Origin of the sequence: Candidatus Palauibacter sp., from assembly GCF_965216145.1 — a bacterium.
GTDB lineage: Bacteria > Gemmatimonadota > Gemmatimonadetes > Palauibacterales > Palauibacteraceae > Palauibacter.
Genome location: NZ_OZ244149.1, coordinates 461,473 through 479,791, shown reverse-complemented (window position 1 = coordinate 479,791; position 18,319 = coordinate 461,473). Strand labels below are relative to the sequence as shown.

General features: G+C 69.5%; 18 protein-coding genes. 7 read left to right on the top strand and 11 right to left on the bottom strand.

Features of this window, described 5'->3' with window-relative positions; all coding sequences use genetic code 11:
- Nucleotides 1-5 precede the first annotated feature (5 nt).
- Entirely contained in the window at nucleotides 6-986 is a 981-nt protein-coding gene (locus ACOOHF_RS02065) for an MlaD family protein (protein WP_419936383.1), read from the bottom strand.
- A 149-nt stretch (nucleotides 987-1,135) separates the two neighbouring features.
- On the opposite strand from ACOOHF_RS02065, the gene ACOOHF_RS02060 reads away from it, so the two are divergent.
- From ACOOHF_RS02060 to ACOOHF_RS02050, 3 genes are all read left to right on the top strand, one after another.
- The gene (locus tag ACOOHF_RS02060) at nucleotides 1,136-1,510 is read left to right on the top strand and encodes a single-stranded DNA-binding protein (RefSeq protein ID WP_420463178.1); all 375 of its coding nucleotides are present in this window, start codon (nucleotides 1,136-1,138) and stop codon (nucleotides 1,508-1,510) included.
- A 72-nt stretch (nucleotides 1,511-1,582) separates the two neighbouring features.
- A complete protein-coding gene (locus tag ACOOHF_RS02055; RefSeq protein ID WP_420463177.1) occupies nucleotides 1,583-2,170 on the top strand; it encodes a CDP-alcohol phosphatidyltransferase family protein in 588 nt (195 codons plus the stop codon).
- Between the two features lie 30 nt (nucleotides 2,171-2,200).
- Nucleotides 2,201-3,202 (top strand): NAD(P)/FAD-dependent oxidoreductase, encoded by a 1,002-nt coding sequence (locus tag ACOOHF_RS02050; RefSeq protein ID WP_419936386.1) that lies wholly within the window; start codon nucleotides 2,201-2,203, stop codon nucleotides 3,200-3,202.
- Here ACOOHF_RS02050 and ACOOHF_RS02045 read toward each other — a convergent pair.
- From ACOOHF_RS02045 to ACOOHF_RS02000, 10 genes are all read right to left on the bottom strand, one after another.
- The gene (locus tag ACOOHF_RS02045) at nucleotides 3,195-6,080 is read right to left on the bottom strand and encodes an AAA family ATPase (protein ID WP_420463176.1); all 2,886 of its coding nucleotides are present in this window, start codon (nucleotides 6,078-6,080) and stop codon (nucleotides 3,195-3,197) included. The two genes, ACOOHF_RS02050 and ACOOHF_RS02045, sit on opposite strands and share 8 nt — an antisense overlap.
- Before the next feature lie 3 nt (nucleotides 6,081-6,083).
- Nucleotides 6,084-7,193 carry a metallophosphoesterase family protein gene (locus tag ACOOHF_RS02040; protein ID WP_419936388.1) on the bottom strand — a complete coding sequence of 370 codons (1,110 nt, stop codon included), beginning with the start codon at nucleotides 7,191-7,193 and terminating at the stop codon, nucleotides 6,084-6,086.
- Between the two features lie 8 nt (nucleotides 7,194-7,201).
- Nucleotides 7,202-8,362, bottom strand: coding sequence for a patatin-like phospholipase family protein (locus tag ACOOHF_RS02035; RefSeq protein WP_419936389.1), 1,161 nt, complete (start codon nucleotides 8,360-8,362; stop codon nucleotides 7,202-7,204).
- A 13-nt stretch (nucleotides 8,363-8,375) separates the two neighbouring features.
- Nucleotides 8,376-8,885, bottom strand: a complete 510-nt coding sequence (locus ACOOHF_RS02030; RefSeq protein WP_420463175.1) for a hypothetical protein — start codon at nucleotides 8,883-8,885, stop codon at nucleotides 8,376-8,378.
- 151 nt (nucleotides 8,886-9,036) lie between these two features.
- Complete coding sequence (locus ACOOHF_RS02025; protein WP_419936391.1) at nucleotides 9,037-10,248, bottom strand: ABC transporter permease; 1,212 nt, start codon at nucleotides 10,246-10,248, stop codon at nucleotides 9,037-9,039.
- 10 nt (nucleotides 10,249-10,258) lie between these two features.
- Nucleotides 10,259-11,725, bottom strand: coding sequence for an efflux RND transporter periplasmic adaptor subunit (locus ACOOHF_RS02020; protein ID WP_419936392.1), 1,467 nt, complete (start codon nucleotides 11,723-11,725; stop codon nucleotides 10,259-10,261).
- A gap of 146 nt (nucleotides 11,726-11,871) precedes the next feature.
- Complete coding sequence (locus ACOOHF_RS02015; RefSeq protein ID WP_420463174.1) at nucleotides 11,872-13,131, bottom strand: TolC family protein; 1,260 nt, start codon at nucleotides 13,129-13,131, stop codon at nucleotides 11,872-11,874.
- Nucleotides 13,132-13,279: 148 nt separating this feature from the next.
- Nucleotides 13,280-13,741 (bottom strand): hypothetical protein, encoded by a 462-nt coding sequence (locus tag ACOOHF_RS02010; RefSeq protein WP_419936394.1) that lies wholly within the window; start codon nucleotides 13,739-13,741, stop codon nucleotides 13,280-13,282.
- Nucleotides 13,742-13,772: 31 nt separating this feature from the next.
- A complete protein-coding gene (locus tag ACOOHF_RS02005; protein WP_419936395.1) occupies nucleotides 13,773-14,177 on the bottom strand; it encodes a hypothetical protein in 405 nt (134 codons plus the stop codon).
- Complete coding sequence (locus ACOOHF_RS02000; RefSeq protein ID WP_420463173.1) at nucleotides 14,170-14,820, bottom strand: RNA polymerase sigma factor; 651 nt, start codon at nucleotides 14,818-14,820, stop codon at nucleotides 14,170-14,172. The genes ACOOHF_RS02005 and ACOOHF_RS02000 overlap by 8 nt, the downstream gene beginning before the upstream one ends.
- A gap of 104 nt (nucleotides 14,821-14,924) precedes the next feature.
- Here ACOOHF_RS02000 and ACOOHF_RS01995 point away from each other — a divergent pair, with 104 nt between their 5' ends.
- From ACOOHF_RS01995 to ACOOHF_RS01980, 4 genes are read left to right on the top strand one after another with little or no spacing between them, the layout of a single operon-like run.
- Nucleotides 14,925-15,473 carry a hypothetical protein gene (locus ACOOHF_RS01995; RefSeq protein ID WP_419936397.1) on the top strand — a complete coding sequence of 183 codons (549 nt, stop codon included), beginning with the start codon at nucleotides 14,925-14,927 and terminating at the stop codon, nucleotides 15,471-15,473.
- A gap of 20 nt (nucleotides 15,474-15,493) precedes the next feature.
- Nucleotides 15,494-16,243 carry an electron transfer flavoprotein subunit beta/FixA family protein gene (locus tag ACOOHF_RS01990; protein WP_420463172.1) on the top strand — a complete coding sequence of 250 codons (750 nt, stop codon included), beginning with the start codon at nucleotides 15,494-15,496 and terminating at the stop codon, nucleotides 16,241-16,243.
- Nucleotides 16,243-17,226 carry an electron transfer flavoprotein subunit alpha/FixB family protein gene (locus tag ACOOHF_RS01985; RefSeq protein WP_420463171.1) on the top strand — a complete coding sequence of 328 codons (984 nt, stop codon included), beginning with the start codon at nucleotides 16,243-16,245 and terminating at the stop codon, nucleotides 17,224-17,226. Before ACOOHF_RS01990 ends, ACOOHF_RS01985 begins: the two co-directional genes overlap by 1 nt.
- Nucleotides 17,227-17,245: 19 nt before the next feature.
- On the top strand, nucleotides 17,246-18,286 hold the full coding sequence (locus tag ACOOHF_RS01980) for an XdhC family protein (RefSeq protein WP_419936400.1): 1,041 nt from the start codon (nucleotides 17,246-17,248) through the stop codon (nucleotides 18,284-18,286).
- Nucleotides 18,287-18,319 lie beyond the last annotated feature (33 nt).

Below are 18,319 nucleotides of genomic sequence, written 5' to 3'. Positions count from 1 at the left end.
GGCCGCTAGAAGACCCGGACGCGCAGCCACCGCGACGGGCTGTACTTCAACTCCTCGGCGAGGGCGGCGACCGTGGCGCGCAGGGCGTCGACCTGCCGGCGGATTTCGCCGTCCATCAGCGCGCGCCCCACCGTGCCTTCCCCCCGCTCGATCCGCTGCGCGAGCGACGCAAGACGGGTTCCCATCGCCTCGACGGCCGCCGCGGCCGTCTCGATGCTGCGGCGCGAAGCCCAACGCTCCGGGGACGCGTCCCACGCCGCGAGCCGTTCGCCGACCCGGTCGGTGGCCGCCCCCACGAGCGTGTCCGTCACGAGCCGAGCCAGCGAAGACCGTGAGAGGTCGCCTTCGAGAAGTTCTCGCAGCGTTCCGAACTCGCGCCTCAGCCCCTCCAGCGTCTCGGGCTCCTCGCGCAGGCGCGCAAGTGAGCCGCGACCCGACGTGATCGCTTTCCCGGCCTCCGCCGCGAGAGCCTCGAGCGATCGCACCGCCATCGCCAGCGTGTCCGCGCGTGCGAGGACGGCTTCGGTGTCGAGCGGCGGCCCCGCCGCGCGGAGCGTATCGGAGAAGTTCCAGGGCGGCGCGGATCCGCTCCCCGGATCGATGGTCACGATCGCCGACGCGAGAGGGTCGGACGCCCGCACCTCGGCCGTGGCGTCCTCTCGAAGGATCGGCACGGCCACCCGTTCGATCACGGCCTCGACCACGACATGCGCCTGCGTCGGCTCATGGGGGCTCGCGTCGAGCGGGCGGAAGGAGATGGATGAGACGCGCCCCACCGGTCGCCCCGCCACCCAGACGGTCGAACCTGGCGAGAGTCCCGCCGCCGAGTGCGCCAGCACGGTGATGCGCGACCCTTCGAGACTCCAGCGAACGATGAGGTCGCTGGAGAAGACGGCTCCCGCCAGCAGCGCGCCGCCGCCGATCAGGAGGAAGCCCGTCCGGGCCCGGCCCCGCGCCAATCTGGAACGAGAATCGATGTCGACCATCCCTGAGCAGATCCACTTGCGACGATGACGTCAAGATCCGATCCACCACCTCGTCCGGTGGAGGTGTCGGCCTTGGGAGCCCGTCGTCCAGACCGGATACTGGCACGTCCCCCAACACCCGTCCATGAACACGAAGGGAGAAGGCAGGCATGTCGAGAACCGTGAACCGGGTCATCCTGGTAGGTAACGCCGGGAGCGACCCCGATGTCCGCGAGACGACCTCCGGCACCCCGGTCGCACACCTCTCACTCGCGACGAACCGTATCTTTCGAGCGAACGGGGAGACCCGGCGTCGCACCGACTGGCACCGTCTCACCTTCTGGCGGAAGCAGGCGGAGACGGTCGGGGAATACGTTCGCAAGGGATCGCGGCTGTACGTTGAAGGCCACCTCGAATACGGATCCTTCGAACGGGACGGGATCGCGATTCCGACCGTGGACGTCGTCGTCGAGGATCTCGTCATGCTCGACCCGCGACCGGGCGGGTCGGAAATCGAGGCCGAGAACGCGGAACTCCCGGCGTAATCGGATTCGCCGCCGGGTGCCCGGGGGGTGGTGGGTAGAGTTGCGCGAGCACTGGAGACGCGCCCCCGCAACGTGCATCTTCCCGGTGACCCGGAAGGCTTGGAGACCAGGAAGCGGAGGATTCCGATACAGACGCACGACCCGGGGTTCCTGACCCTCTCCAATCTCATGTCGCTGAGTCGCATTCCGCTCGGACTCGCGTTCACCGTGGTGACGGACCCCGGGCTCATGGCCGTGCTCGTGGGCACGGCCGGCGCGACCGATGTCCTGGATGGGTTCATCGCCCGCGTCAGCGGGACCCGCTCGCAGATCGGACTCCTGCTCGATCCGCTCTGCGACAAGCTGTTCGTCCTCCTCGCGCTTGCGGGTTTCCTCGCCTCGGGCGGACTCGACGGGGCGTCATTCCTCATCCTGATCCTGAGGGACCTGTACACTGCCGGGTCATACTTTCTCGCTCGCCTGGTGTCTCTCATCATCCCCTTCAGACCACGCTGGCCGGGCAAGATCGCCACGGGACTGCAGTTCCTTACGCTTCTCGCTCTGATCTTCGACCCCCGATATGTTCCGGCACTCGTGCTCCTCGTCGGGGTCACCTCCGTGTGGGCGATCATCGATTACGGGACGCACTGTCTGCGCCGCAAATGGAATAGCGTGGCGTGACCGGTTCCGGATGGCGGGGACAACGACGGCGTGCGCAACGAAACGGTCGATATCACAATCATCGGAGGGGGCCCGACCGGTCTCTACGGGTTGTTCTACGCCGGAATGCGGGGTGTGTCGGCCCGTATCATCGACGTTCTGCCCGAACTCGGCGGTCAGTTGACCGCTCTCTATCCCGAGAAGAACGTCTTTGACGTGGCCGGGTTCCCACGGATCCTGGCCAAGGATCTGGCGCGGGATCTCGTGACGCAGGCGATGCAGTTCAACGCGGAAGTCTGCCTCGAAGAACGCGTGCTCGCCCTGAATCCCGGAAACGAATCGTTCGACCTTCGCACGGATGAAGGACCGCGTCCAACGCGGACCGTCGTCATCGCCGGGGGGAAGGGCGCCTTCAGGAGCCGGACCCTGGCCGTGCCGGGCTGGGACGAGTTCTGGAAGCGGGGGCTGACCGCCCATGTGAAGGACCCCGAATCATGCCGCGGGAAGAGGGTCCTCCTCGTGGGTGGGGGCGATTCCGCCTTCGACTGGAGTTGGGCGCTGCGCGAGATCGCCGGCGAGCTGACCCACATTCACCGCTCGGACCGGTATCGCGCGCACGAGCGTACGGTGGCGCAGGTCGAGGGGGCGCACGAGAGGGGCGAGTTGGAGCTCCGGACCTTCCACACCGTGACGGAGATCCACGGGAGCGACCGGGTCGAGGCCGCGACGCTCCAGCACACGAAGACGAAGGAAACGGTCCGGCTCGAAGTGGACGAGATCATCGCCCTCATCGGGTTCGTCCCCAACATCGGTCCGATCGCCGAATGGGGACTCGAACTCCAAAAGAATGCGATCCTGGTCGACTCGCGCATGCGGACGAACATCCCGGGGGTGTACGCGGCGGGAGACATCGCCACCTACGAGGGCAAGCTGGAACTCATCTCCACCGGCTTCGGCGAGGCCGCCATCGCCGTCAACAACGCGGTGCACTACATGGACCCGAGTGCGAAGGTGGACCCGGGCCACTCCACGAGCTCGAAGGCGTTCAGGTAGCCGGCCGCTCCTCGGCGTGCGGCCGGGGTCCCGCGAGTTCGATTAGACGGTTGCGCGGGGCGTGGAGGTTCCGCCTGGCCCAGTCCCGGACATCGTCCTCATGGGTGAAGAGGATGACCTGGGTCGATTCCCCGACCGCGCGCAGCGTCCGGAGCATCGCCTCCTTGCGTTCCGCGTCCGACGCGCCCACGACATCGTCGAGGATCAGAGGACAGGTCTCGCCCGTCCCGGTGAGATGGCGGGAGAGTGCGAACCTGAGGAGCAGATAGATCTGCTCGGCCGTCCCGTGCGACAGCAGCTCGGCGGCACGCCAGCGTCCCCGGTTCGTGCGGACCTCCACGAGCAGGGACTCGGGGTCGATGCGACAGCCCGTATAGCGTCCTTCCGTCACCCCGGGAAGCCATTCGAGGATCGTGCTCGTGAGGATCGGCGCGATGTCACGGAGGACGCGTTCCTCCGCCTCCCGCAGGAAGGCGATCGTGCTGTCCAGTGTGCGCTTGAGTCGCCCAACGCGGGCCTGTTCGCGCTCGACCGCAGCCAGAGCGTCTTCGGCGTCCGCCACGCGGGGGAGGTTCTGCTCGCGTTCCGTGAGCTGGCCGTGCGCTCTGTCCACCTCCGAGCGCGCGGCCTCCGCTGTCGAACGAAGAGCTTCCAGTCTCTCGGCCGTGGGCCCGCTTTCGCGGGCCATGGCAAGCGCGCGCGGCCCCACCTCGTGCGCCAGCCGGTCCGCGCGGGCGCGGAGCCGCTCCGCCTCCGCGGCGAACTCATCCAGCGTTCGGTCGCCGAGCAGCTGCTGTAGCCGGTCCCACGATTCACTGCGCCGTCCGGCTTCCCCCAGGGCTCGTTCCCGGCCTGCCCGCCACACCTCGAGCGCGTCGGCCAGCTCTTCCGGGTCGTCGCCCGTCACGCCGATCCGCGCGGCGGTCGCTCGCAGCGTCTCCGTGGCGGCGGCGACCCGCTCGGTGTCCAGGCGGTGCCGGGCTTCCGCCGCGAGGCGTTCGGCTCGTTCTTCCTGCCACCCGCGGAGTTCGTCGTCGACGTGCTGCTCCATCTCGGCGAGTTCACGCGCGGATACGCTTCGTGCCCGCGGTTCGTCCAGCCGGGATTCGTCCGCGGATGCGCTGAGGCCATCGGCTTCTTCCCGGAGTCGACCGGCCTCCGCGACGAGTTCCTCCAGCGACGACCCGCCCAGCAGTCCCTGAAGCTCGTCCCACTCGAGGCCCAACTGGGCACGCGCCAGCTTCTCATCGCGCCACGACGCCTCCCACTCGCGCAGCCTTCGGACGACCGTCTCCGGCTCCGATCCCGCGCCGTTGTCGAGCGCGCCGTTGTCGACCAGTTGCTCGATCAGCGCGGCTCTGCGCTCGAGTGCGGCTTCGTAGCCAGCCTGTTCGGTGCGGCGCACCGCGAGACTGCGCGCCATGGCGTCGCGTTGCGTCTCGAGCACGAGAGCGATGTCCGCCCCGCCGGGCCGCGAGTCCACGAACCGGAGCCAGAGGAACGCCGCGGCCCCGGTGGCGGCCAGGGTCAGACCCACGACCCGCAAATCGGGCAGCAGCAGGGCCGCGACGATCCCCACCACTGCAGCGACACCGCAGGCGAGGAGATGTGATCCGGATCGTCGCGCCCCCGATGCGCCGCCGCCCCCCCGACGCTTCTTGTCGAAATCAGCCAGGCTGAATTCGAGTTGCTCGACGTCCGGCCCGTCCGGCTCCCGGAGGGATGGTAGCGACTCCCAGGCGTTGAGCGCGTCCCGAACCAGGCTCGCGTGCGCTTCCTCGGCGGCGGAGGTGCGCGGAGCGCCCGCCGGGAAGAGAGCCCCCAGCTCATGTGCCCGCGCGACGCGGCGCTCGATGTCGAGCGCCCCGGCTTCCGCCACCGCGGCGCGTGCCGCGAGGAGCCCGCGGTGGGCCCGGTTGATCCTCTCCGCCAGTTCCTGCGCCGAGGGCCCCGCCAGCTCCTGCAATACCGGCCGGTTACTCCACGTCGTCAGCGTTTCGATGACTCTCCTGTGCAGTACGCCGCCATCGGGCAGCGGGTGAGGCACGCCCTCCGGAAACTGTTCATCGAGCGCTCGCGCGTCTCCCAGCCGTTCGGCGAGCGCGTTCGCTTCAGCATCGGCGAGCGCGGCGTGCATGGCCTCGACCCGCAGTTCCGCCTCCCTGGCCGCTTGCTCCTGATCCTCCACCTGCACACGCCGCCGCAGGTAGTCGCGATGGGCCTCCTGCGCGGTCTCGAGCGCCGCGCGCGCGTCGTCGGTTTCCCGTTCGGTCCTCACCAGCGGCTTCGTCGGCGCCCGTGTCGAGCCGACCCGGTCCCTCAGGTAGTCATCGAGCCGCTGAAGCGCCGCGGCGGCCGTCGCATCCGCCCCGGCCGTGGCAGCGGCGCGCTGCATGTCCTCCTGAAGGGACAGGGGGTCGTCCCGCACCCTGAGGATGTCCGCCTGCCGTACACAGGCCGTGTGAAGGAACGAGCGGCGGTTGAGTCCCAGCCAGCGCGAGCCATCGGGCGCGCCCTCGTGGATGATCTCGCTCGAGTAGTCGCGGCCCGCGACGCTCGCATCCCGCGCGCTGCTGTCGACCCTGCCCGCGAGATCATGCCGCAACTCGACGCGCCGTCCGTCCTCCAGCGCGATGACGGCCCCCACCTCCCATCCGTCGCCCCCCCAGGGCCTGTGCCGTTCCGCGAAGACCTTCTCGTCCCTGCGCGGCATTCCCCGCCGCCTCCGCATCCCGCACAGGCCGGCGTAGACCGCGGCGTGCCAGGAGGATTTCCCCGCCTCGTTGGGACCGTAGACGACGTTCATGCCCGGCGCGAACTCGAGGCTCTCGTCCCGCAGGGGGCCGAAGGCGTACGCTACGACAGACTCGAAACGCACGGCTCAGAGCACCTCCAGATCGTCCCGCCCGTCGAGGGCTCGGAGTCCCATCCTCAACACGCGGCGTCGTTCGTCCTCCGGCAGATCCGCCCCGATCACATCTCTCACGAACTGGCCCCGCACGGTGGGTTCCTCGCGGATCTGATCCAGGTCGTACGCCAGGTGCAGACCCGATTTTCGGATCTGGACGGCCTCGAAGGTCTCGAGCAACTGTTCCCGGATCGTTTCCTCCTGAAGATCGAGCGAGGGTTCGAGGTCCCCGGTCACCGTAAGGCGCGCGAGACCGCCCCGGCCCGCGGCGACCTCGCGCAGGGTGTCTCGAATCTGCTGTCGGCTCGTGAACTCCGTGACGTCGAGTGCGAGGTCGTGGACGTGCGTCATCGCGACGACACGACGTTCGCACTCCACCGCGCCCTCCGCCGTGAACGTCGCCACGACGGCCCCGCGCTCCCCGTCCTCTCCGAACTGCAGGGGATCGGGATTGCCCGGATAGGTGTGGTGTGCGCCGTCCGCGGGCCGGTGATAGTGGCCGAGGAACGCGTGGTCGAGGCCCGCCGTCCGGATGTCCGCCGTGTCGAAGGGGGCGTGCGGCACCTTCCCCTCTCCCTGCGCGGCGAGCCACGACTGTTCCGCGCCGTGGAAGAGCGCGAGATGGACGCCCGGCCCCTCCACCCGGAAGCCGCCGCCGAGAAAGTTGTCCGTATTCGCGGGGGCGCAGTGCGCGCCGCCCCAGAGCGTGATCCCGGGTGCGACCGGGACGGGGCGCAGAACCGCTTCGCGAAAGATGTGGACGTTGCTGCTCCACTCCTCCGTCGCATAGAGGCTCGTCGGCCCGTACCAGTCGTGATTGCCCGGAGCGATGTAGACGGGCATCGGGTCGAGACCGGCGAACGTCTGCCGGAGGAACTTCTCCGTGTCCAGCGTCACGCGGTCGTGTTCGTACAGATCGCCGCCGCAGAGGAGCGCGTCGGCATCTGTATCCCTCGCAAGAGCCGTGATCGCGAGGAGCGTCTCGCGCAGCGCCTCGCGCCGCCGACGGGCCACGTCCCCGCTCGCCTCGCACCAGGCGAAGGGAGAGTCAAGGTGAAGGTCGGCGAAATGGACGATCTTCACGTGCACGGTCAGGTGAGGAACGACTCGATGCGGTCCCAGTTCGATTCCGCGTCGGCTTCCCCGAGTTCGACGAGCGCTCGGACGTATTCGCTCTCGAACAGGAGATAGCTGAGGAAATCCGCGTTCTTCGCCCGTGGCGTTCCGAGGCCGCGCACCAGGAACCTCAGCGCCGGGGGCAGTTCGATCTCGAACTGGCGTGCGAGTCTCCCGATGTCGCGGGAGGGTCTGAGGATGAGCAGGTCGACGTGGCGCAGACCCTGCTCCTCCGCCACTTCGGGCGGAAGGCTGTCGATGAGATGATTGATTCTGCGTAACGCCGCCGCGTCCCAGTCGAGTGTGTCGAGAAAGACCGAGTTGAGAAGCAGGCCGAGCACGCGCGCCGGGGGCGGGTAGCCGGCCATGTCCGGTCGCCTCGTCTCCAGTTCCGAGCGCCGATAACGCGCCGAAATCGTGAAGATGCGATCCGCGCCCATGTGGATGGCGGGCGCCAGCGGCGCCGCGGTGCGAAAGCTGCCGTCCCCGTAGTACTGCTGCCCCAGTTTGACGGCTGGGAACACGAGCGGGATCGACGCGGAGGCGAGGATGTGGTCGACCGAGATGTCGGTCCGCACGAGCCGGTTGCGCGCGGTGGCGGGCCACGGCCGCGCGCTCGATTCCCCCTGGAGGAAGAGCACGGTACGCCCCGTCTGGTAGGACATCGCCGTGAGACCGATCGCCTCGACGTAGCCCGCCGCTATCCGCTCCCCGATGGCCCCGACGACGAGGTTGCGCTCGATGAACTCACGCAGCGGCGCGGTGTCCACGAGGCTCCGAAACTGCGGACTCAGTCCGATCCCGCCCCCGAGAAGCGAACCGCCGAGCCGGATCCCCACCTTCAGGAGCGAAGTCGGGTTCGTCCGCAGCACTTCCTCGGTCGTCAGCGACAGCCAGCGCCGCTTCAAGGCCCGCGTCGCCTGCCGGAAGTCGCCACGATAGGAGGCGAGGAACCCGACGTTGATCGCGCCCGCCGAGACGCCGGTGAGAAGGGGGATCTGCAGCCTGGGCAGCCGCTCGCCGATGTGGCACAGGACTCCGGTCTGGTAGGCGGCCCGGGCACCTCCCCCGGAGAGGGCGAAGGCCAGCTTCCCCTCCGCCGAGCCCGGTGCGCTCCCCCCCGGACCTCCCGTCACACCGGTCCCCGGATCAGGACCGTCCGTCCGGCCGGTCCACGAGCCGTCGATGCCAGGAGCGGGAGGCCGGCCGCTCCAGGTCGCCCGCACGCAGTTCCGCGAGCGTCTCGATGGTGGGATCGAAGACCGCGGTCGAATCGTCGACCTGGCCGGCCGCCGCCCGGGCCCGGAACGCGGCCCGGGCGCACCCCACGATCTCGCCGGACTCGCCGCGATAAAACACGCGCGTGCCGTCGAGCAGCGAGCAGGCGAGCCGCGCCTCGAGCGCGGCGAGCCGCCGCACCATGGCATCGATCGAGCACCCCGAGGCCGGCGCCGAAGCCTCGTCCACGGCGATGACCGCGAAGCGCCCCTCGACCCACTCCACGCCGGCGCGGAGCGCCGCCCCGTGGGCCGTCCACACGTCGACGAACGCGCGCAGGTCGCCCACGAGCGCCTCGCGCTCCCCGTCCGACAGCGGACGGTCCGTCCCGTAGATCCAGAGACGGGCGGTGTCGGGCAGTTCTCTCAGCGGAACGCTCATTCGATTGCGTCCGGGACCGGGTTGAATAAACACCCCGGGGCAAGGCCCGCGCGGGTGTCAGGGCTCACGCCGGGACCATACGTCCGCCCGCGACGTACCGCCAATCCCGCCGCGGGGAGAGGTGGCCGGAAGAAGCGGCGCGGGAAGCGGGCTATTCGTACCGCAGCGCCACGATCGGATCGAGCCGCGCGGCGCGGCGAGCCGGCCAGATGCCGAAGAACACGCCGACCACGGCCGCGAACACCACCGCAAGCCCGATCGCCTCCGGAGCGATCGCCATCGTCCAGCCGGCCGAGCGCGAGAGGATCTCCGCCGCGCCGTACGCGAAGCCGACGCCCAGGATCCCGCCCGTCACGCAGAGCGTGGTGGCTTCGAACAGGAACTGGAGCATGACCGCGCTCCGCGTGGCGCCGAGCGCCTTGCGGACGCCGATCTCCTTCGTCCGCTCGGTGACCGACACCAGCATGATGTTCATGATGCCGATCCCGCCGACGAGAAGACTGACGGCGGCGATGCCCGCCAGCAGCATGGTGAAGGTCTGGGTCGTTTCCTCCGCCGCCTGGAGAAACTGCGCGCTGTCGGAGATGAAGAAATCGTTCGCCCGCCCGAGGGGCAGACGGTGCTCTCGCCGGAGCACGTCCTCGATCTGCACCATCGCGATGGGAATCGCGGCCTCGCTCTCGACGACGACCTTGAACTGGTTCACCCGGTCCGTCCCGAGGAGCCGGAACTGCGCCGTCTGGAGCGGGACGAAGATCTGCTCGTCTTCGTTGAACCAGCTCTGCCCGCCCTTCTCCTCCAGAACGCCCACGACCTCGAACCTGATGTTCCGGATCGAGATCGAGCGGCCGACGAGTTCGGCCGGGTCCGTGCCCAGGACTGTCGGAACCGCCCCCCCGAGCACCGCGACCCTCCGCCGTCCCTGGTTCTCCGATTCGTCGAAGAACCTGCCCAGGGCGACCGTATAGTTGCCGACTTCGGCATAGTTCGGCGTCGTGCCGAGGATGCGGACGTTCGCGTTGTTGCGTCCGTACTGAACCTGCAACTGCCCCTGCATCTCGGGCGCGATCTGGACCAGCGCGGGGGCCCCGTTTCGCACCGCTTCCACGTCGTCGGCCGTGAGGCGCGAACTCGAGCCGCCCCGTACGCCGCGGAACATCCCCTGTCCGGCGCGAACCGTGAGCACGTTCGTCCCCAGGGAGGCGATCTGCTGCTCGACCTGACGCTGTGCGCCCTCGCCGAGCGCCACCATCGTGATGACGGCCCCCACGCCGATGACGATCCCGAGCATCGTCAGGAACGAGCGCAGCTTGTTGGCCCGGATCGCGTCCATGGCCACGCGAAGCACCTCGAAGAAGATCATGCGGTCCTCGTCACCTTCCGCCGACGCCCGGCAGCGCCGACCTGCTGCGGATCCGATTCAGGAACTCCTGCTGCTGGATGAGGGAGAGGGGAACCGCCACGATCTCCTCGCCCTCCTCGAGTCCCTGCACGATCTGTGTGTGGTCGAAGTCGCTGAGCCCGATCATGACGGCCTTGACGGTGAGGGCGCCCATCTCGTCGTACTTGAACACGAACGCGGGCCGCGGCTCATCCGGCCGTCGCCGGGGGTCGCCGGCCCCGCCGCCGGCCCCACCGGGCCCGCCGCCGCGGAACTGCTGCATCAGGCGGCCGCGGTCTTCCGCGGACAGGTTCTGGATCACCCGCATCCGCTCCTGCTGCGACATCGACTGGAACTCGGACATCGGCACGCCGCCGATCTCGGGTTCCTCCTCGGCCTCGCCGTCCGCCTCGGCCGTCGTTCCGTCCGCCGTCTCCAGGGGCTCCGGCGGCCGATTCTGCTCGCGGAGATCGGTGATGAGGGCGTTCACATCGGCGTCGATCTCGAGGGCGCGGACAATCTGGGCGGCCTCCTGCTGGGACTTGATCCCGCTGTTCGCGACGGCCAGCACGCCTTCCTGGCGCCCGATCACGACCTCGACATCCGCGTTCATCCCCGGCCGCAGCAGATCCTCATCGTTCGAGATCCGCGTCAACACCGCGAACATGGTCACGTTCTGCTCGACGACGGCTTGCGGTTCGATCTTTAGGACCGATCCCCGGAACGTCCGGTTGGGGTAGGCTTCGACCGTGATGTTGGCCGGGAGCCCCCGCTCGAGGCGCCCGATGTCCGTCTCATCCACGAGCGTGCGCACCTGCACCTCGTTGAGGTCGGCCATGCGCATGAGCACCGTGCCACCCGTCAGATCACGCGTCCCCGTGACGACCTGACCCTCTTCGAGCGTCCGTTCCACGATCGTCCCGGTGATCGGTGCCCGCAGCGTGACGTCGTCGAGCTTGTCCTCCGCGAGCTCGAGGTTCGTCCGGGCGCGCACGAGCGAGGCTCTCGCGGTGGCCGCCGAGAGCGTCGCGTTCTCGAGTTCCTCCGCCGTGACGATGTCCGAATCGTGCAGCGTGGTGATGCGTTCCAGCTGCAGCTGCGCGACCTCGTTCTGCGCCAGAGCCACGTCGAGGTCCGCTTCCGCCTGGGCGAACGCGTTGTTCACGTCGCGTGGATCGATCCGCACGAGGAGCGTTCCCTGCTCGACGTTGTCACCAAGTTCGACGGGAAGTTCGAGCACCTCGCCACCCGCCTGCGACTTGACCTCGATCACGCGGATCGGCTCGATCGTGCCCGTCGCCTCGACGCTCGAGATGATCGTCTGGCGGGACGCGCTCAGCGCCTGGAGGGTCTGCTCAGGCTCGTTGGCCTCGCCGATCGCGCAACCCGAGGCCACGACGGCCAGGGCGCCGAAGACCGCGGCAAGGGGCGCGGAGCGCCGGGAGCAGCGTTGCGTCATGGACATCGGGATCTCGTCTCGTGTCAGGTAAACTTCAAGACAATCCGGCGGCTGCGGGTGCCGACGAACACGCTTGACACGACACCCGGAGCCAGCGGGACGTTGAACAGTTCGGCCGTCCGCGGTCCGTTCGGCCGGACCGCTCGTTACGGCTGGTCGAGTCTCCGGCCGAGAAGGGCTTCGATCGCCGAGACCGCGACCTCATACTCGAAGCGCCGCGTGACGAGGTCGACCTCCGCCTGCGTGAGCGTGATCTGCGCGTCCTGCAGTTCGAGGATGGTGGCGAGACCGAGCCGGTACCGTTCCTGGACCACCCGCAGGCTCTCCTCGCTGAGTTCGACGTTCTGTGCCGCGAGGTCCACGCCCGCGAGGGCGGACTGGGATGTCGCGTACGCCGCGTCGAGTTGCGAACTCAGGTTGAGCCGGGCCGCCCGCTCCGACTGTTGGGCCTGGTCCGCCTGCGACCGGGCCCGGAACACCTGGGTCTCGCGCTGGAAGCCGTTGAAGAGCGGGTAGGAGCCGCTCAACGAGAACTGCCACGAGCGATTGCTCGGGGGGAACTCCTGGTTCGACCAGCCCCAGCCGCCGCCGACGTTGATCGAGGGCAGGTAGCTGGAGCGCGCGCTTGATACCGACGCCTCGGCGGCCTCGACGGCCGCGGAGGCGGCCTGCAGGGCGGGCGCCGTCACATCCGCCATCGCGAACAGCTCGTCGCGGGTGTAGGGGATCGGCGTCCCGGCGAGTTCCGCCTCGGCGGTCGGTCCGATCAGCGTCTCCGACCCCACGACTGCCGCGAGCCGGAAGATCGTCGTGCGCACGTCGTTCTCCGCGTTGAGGAGCGCGAGTCGCGCGTTGTTGAGATCAACCTGAGAGCGAAGGGAGTCCGAGCGCGTCGCCCGCCCCAGTTCCAGCTGCTGCCGCACGAATTCGAGCTGGTCGGCCGCCCGCTGGACGCGGCGTTCCTCGACCGCGACGAGTTCACGCGCGGCCACGGTCGCCGCGTACTCCTGCTTCACCTGCTGGATGACCTGAAACTCGACCTCGCGGTAGCGGGCGTTCTGCTCGACGACGCCGAGCCGCGCGCCCTTGAGGTCCGTGAAGCGGCTCCAGCCGTTGAACAGGTTGTAGGAGGCGTTGAGCCGCGTGGAGTAGCTCGTCGCCACGATCCCCTCGCCGAGCGGATCGAGGCGGCCCGTGGACGAATTCTGATAGCCGAAGCTCATGTTGAGCGACGGCAGCAACGAACCAAAGGCGCTCAGCCGGTTGTGCTCCGCCATCTCGATCGACGAGTAGGCCTGAAGCAGCGTGGGGTTGCGGCGGAGTGCGATCTCCACGGCCTCGTCGACCGTGATCGCGCGGACGTCGTCGGTCGCCTGTACCTGCGCGACGGCCGTCCCGGTTGGCATGGCCGAGGCGAACAGAATCCCCGGCAGCAGGGCGAACCCCCATCGACGAAGACCGGCGCAGCGCCGGCCTTCGGGTCCCGATCTATGTAGAGTGATCATCGTTTCCTCGCCCCCGGAGGGGCTGGTTTTTCGCAGTGTCAGCCGTCTCTCAGCTGTCCGACTCCGGGTTCTCGTTGCCCGACCGACCGGGCTCTCGCTCCCGTCCACCGCTGTAGCGCTGCCTCAGCAGTTCCCGGTACCCCTCGACCTGCTCGTCGGTGAGCACCGATTCGATCTCCGTCCGGACCGAATCCATGAGTGCGCGGTACCGCGGGCGGACCTCCTGCTGCAGCATCCTCGCACCCCCCCGGAAATGGTCCAGGTAAGCCTCGATCTGCGTCCGCTGATCGGCCGTGAGGCCGAGTTCGTCCGCGAAGGCCTCGATCGTCGTCTGCCGTCCGCGCCGCTCTCCGTCACTTTCCTCCGACTCGGAAGTGGCGGTGTCCGCCGGCTCATCGGCCGCGGCTCCGCCAGTGAAGAGATCGAGCCGGTCGACCGCGACGCCGACCACGGCGCCCGCCGCGAAGATGACGCCCAGCAGCAGCATCGCCCGGAATCTTGAAGTGTCCATACGCACCCGGCCGTAATCGCGTTTCAGCGTGCTAGGGGTTGATGAGCGCGGCCGTGAGCACCGCGTCCCGGCTCGGCTCTACGAGGTCGATCAGCAACGCGGGCGGCGCCTCTGCGTCCGGCGCCAGCGAGCGCACCAGCCCGACCGACTCCGCCTCCGCTTCTGCGACGACCGCCGGTGCGGCCGGTCCCGAGGCGCGATAGGCCAGCACCCCGGCGGCGACCAGCAGGCCCGCCGCGATCGGTGTCAGAGCCGCCGACCAACTGGCGGTGATGTCGATCCACGAGAGCGGCCGTCGCTCCAGCAGCGCCCCCGCCGCGGCCATCACGTTCCGGCGCAGCCGGCGCCGCGTGAGTTGGTCCGGCCGCAGCGGCTCGAGGTATGCGGGCCAGGCGGGTCGCCGCCCGCCGGATCGCCCGTGATTCGTGCTACTCATCTTCTGCTCCTTCGGTAGGAGACGCACTCTCGCCCAGAACTCGGCGCAGCGCGTGCCTCCCGTGATGAAGGTTCGCCCTCGACGTGCCCACCGCGATCCCGAGGATCCCGGCGATTTCGGCGTGATCGTATCCCTCCAGGTCGTACATCATGACCGCCGTCCGCTGCCGCTCCGGAAGCCGTTCCAGCGCCTCGAGCACTCGGCCCCGGGCGTGACTTCGTTCGAACTCCCGGTGCGGATCGTCCCGCGACGCCGCGGTGTCCGTGAGTTCCGAGTGCGTCCGCAGCATCTCGCGCCGCCGGAGATTAAGACACGTACTCCGCAGCACACGATAAAACCACGGGCCGAAGCGACTCCCCGGCCGCAACTGCCCGATTCTCTCCAGCGCGCGGATGAACGCGGCCTGCACCGCGTCTTCCGCGTCCTGTTCCTGACGCAGGATCGAAAGCGCCACGGCGTACGCCGGATCCGCATACCGCGTCACGAACCGCGAGAACGCCTCCACATCGCCCGCCTGCACGGCCTCCACGAGGCCGGGCTCGTCCGCCCCGGGGTCCGTCTGCTCATCAGGCCCGGCGCCGGAGCGGGTCCCGGCGGCCGGTCGATGTGTATGCGTTCGCGTGTCCTCCGCCAAAGGCGTCACCATCGCTTGGGTAACACTCCCTCGATACCGGCCGTTGCAACCGCCCCCCGCATCGTCCGGCGCGGTGCTTGTTCCTTCACCGTGGCCATCGCATCTTCGGCCCCGTGAACAACGCAACGCAAGCCCGAACCTCGCCCGAGGATCCAGGGGACGACGCCCTCGCCCTGGCCGGCCGGACCCTCGTCCGGGAACGCATCCGCGGGATTCGCAAAGTCGTCGGCCGAAGGCTCGGGCCGGGCGACCTCGTCCTGCGAAGAACGCCCCCCGAGGTGCGCCGGCATCTGTTCGAAGAAGCCTGCGAACTGTACTGGAACGAGATGAGTTGGGAGGAGATCACCGAGGAGGAACTCGTCGGAGACGAGGAACTCACCGAGATGGTCTTTCCCGGACTGCTCACACTGATCGACGCCTTCCTTCCGAGGGCCCCGAACGGGGAACCGGATCGCGACCGTGAACGCCGCGACGTGGCGCACGACTTCCTCGACTGGTTGGGTACGCGGCTCGTGAAGCTTCGCGAGGCGCGGCCCCGGTCGGAGCACGAACGGGCCACGATCCACCGCCAGCGGGACGTCACCGACGCCCTCGTCGACATCATCGCGTTTCGCATCTGTGCCCTCCGCAACGAAGAAATCGAGACCTACCAGAACGCCTGACGCGAAACGATAAAGACGCGATGAACACGATCGTCTGCATGAAGCGCGTCCCGGACTCGGCGACCCGGGTGCGCGTGACCCCGGATGGGACGGGGCTGGACCCGGCCGGGGTGAAATACGTCGTGAACCCCTACGACGAGTTCGCGCTCGAGGATGCCATCCGCCGCAGGGAAGAGGCGGGGGAGGGCAGGGTGACCGTCATTGCGCTCGGGCCGCCGCAGAGCGCCGAGTCGATCCGACAGGCGCTCGCCATGGGAGCCGATGAAGGGGTGCTCCTCAGCTGCGAGGGTTCGCACGACGCGCTGCCGGTGGCGCGCGCGCTGGCGGACGAGATCCGCGGCCGCGAGTACGATCTGGTCCTGTTCGGGAAGCAGGCGATCGATGACGACAACATGCAGGTCCCCCAGATGGTGGCCGAATTCCTCGAACTCCCGTGCGCGACCGTCGTCGTCGGTCTGGAGATCGAGGGACGGGAGGCGAGGGCCCGCCGCGAGGTCGAGGGCGGACACGAGGTGCTCGAGTTCACGCTGCCCGCCGTCGTGTCGACGCAGAAGGGGCTGAACGAGCCGCGCTATCCGAGCCTCAAGGGGATCATGGCGGCGAAGCGGAAGCCGCTCGAGGAGCGGGAGGTCACGCTCCGCGCGCCCACGATCGACTTCGTGCGTCTGGAGGAGCCGCCGGCCCCGGCGGCCGGCCGCATCGTGGGCGAAGGGGCGGACGCGGTGCCCGAACTCGTGCGCGCGCTGCGCGAGGAAGCCGGGGTGCTCTGATGTCGGATGTGCTCGCCTACGCCGAGATCCGGGAAGGGTCGGCTGGACGCCCGTCGCAGGAGGCGGTGGCGCTGGCGCGCAGGCTCGCCGACGAACTCGGCGGCGAAGCGCACGCGGTCGCGCTCGGCCCCGAGGGCACGGAGGCGGCGGCTGCGCCGCTCGCCGGCCTGGGCGCCGACCGCATCTTCGTCGGGGAATCTGACGATCTCGCGCTCTGCCAGCCGGACATCGCCGCGAAGGTCGTGGCCCGCCTCGTGGAGGCCGGGGACTACGGGGCGGTCATCTTCGCCGCCACCGCACAGGGAAAGGATGTCGCTCCACGGGTCGGCGCCCGCCTCGGGCGGGGGGTCGCGTCGGAGGTCATCGACTGCCGGCTGGAAGACGGCGAGATCGTCGTCCGGCGCCCGATGTACGCAGGGAAGGCGATCGCCACCCTCAGGTTCGGCGAGGGACCGGCCGTGATGACGATTCGGGCCAACGTCTTCGCCCCCGTCGAACAGGCCGCGGCGGGGGAGATCTCCGCGCTCGATCTCGGCGGGATCGAGGGGCGCGTGCGCACCGTCGCCGCCGAGCAGGGCGATCGCGACCGCCTCGATGTGAGCGAAGCGACGATCATCGTCTCGGGCGGGCGCGGCATGCAGGGCCCCGAGAACTGGCCGCTCCTCGAGGGACTCGTGGACGCGCTGGGCGACGAGGCGGCGCTCGGCGCCAGCCGGGCCGTCGTGGACGCGGGGTGGCGGCCGCACGGCGAGCAGGTGGGGCAGACCGGGAAGACCGTCTCCCCCAATCTCTATTTCGCGGTCGGGATCAGCGGGGCGATCCAGCATCTGGCGGGCATGCGCACCGCGAAGATCATCGTCGCGATCAATCGCGATGCCGACGCCCCCATCTTCGGCGTGGCCGACTACGGATTGGTGGGCGACGTGTTCGAGATTCTGCCCGCACTCACCGAGGCGGTTCGCGAGGTCCGTCAGGGCGGGTAGCCACCCGCCTTCGGTCGCCATGAGTCTACGGGACGTACGCGAGGACATCACGCGCTGGGCCGGGCGGGGCGATCCGATCGCCATCGCGACGCTGATCGCGGTGCGCCGGTCGGCCCCGCGGCCACCGGGCGCGCGGTTCGCCATCTCCGGGACCGGGGAACTCGCCGGCTCGATCTCCAGCGGCTGTGTCGAGGGCGACCTTCACGAACGGCTCACCGCGCTGCTGGGCGGCGGCGCGCCGGCCACCGTCACCTACGGGATCACCGACGAGATGGCCGCGGGCGTCGGCCTCTCCTGCGGCGGGGAGATCGACGTACTCCTCGACCCGTACGATCCCGGTGACCCCGTCTGGCACCGGCTGTGGCAGCTCCAGGAGGCCGGCGCACCGAGCGTCCTCCTCACCGGCGCCGCGGCGTCGACGCGCTCGCGGCACCTCCTCCTCGAGGCCGACAGGTCGCTGGGAACGCTGGGATCCGCGGAGTTCGACCGACGGGCCCGCTCCCGCGTCAACGAATGGCTCGACCGGTCGGACGCGCAGGTCGTCGAACTCGTGCGCGGCGACCCGGAGAGCGCCGTCTTCGTCGAGTCCTTCGTCCCGCCGCCGCGCCTCGTCATCGTGGGGGCGACGCCCATCGCTCACGCGCTCTGCGCCATGGCCGCCCGAACCGGCTTCGAGGTCCTGGTCGTCGACCCGCGTGAGGCGTTCCTGCGGCCGGAGCGCTTCCCCGGGGCCGCCGCGCTCGACGCCCGCTGGCCGGACGAGGCGCTGGAGGCGCTCGATCTCGACCCCCGCACGAGCGTCGTCACCCTCACGCACGACGCCAAGCTGGACGAACCCGCGCTCGAGAGCGCGCTCGCCTCGCGCTGCGGCTACGTCGGTCTGCTCGGGGGACGACGGACGCAGCGCAAGCGCCGGGAAGCGCTGCGCGCGCGCGGGCTGGACGAGGCCGCGTGCGACCGCATACATGGCCCGGTGGGGCTCGACATCGGCGCCCGCACACCCGAGCAGATCGCGGTCTCGATCCTCGCGCAGCTCATCGCGCTCGGCCGCGCGCCCTGACCCGGACCGCCCTCCACCCGCGATCCCGGCCCG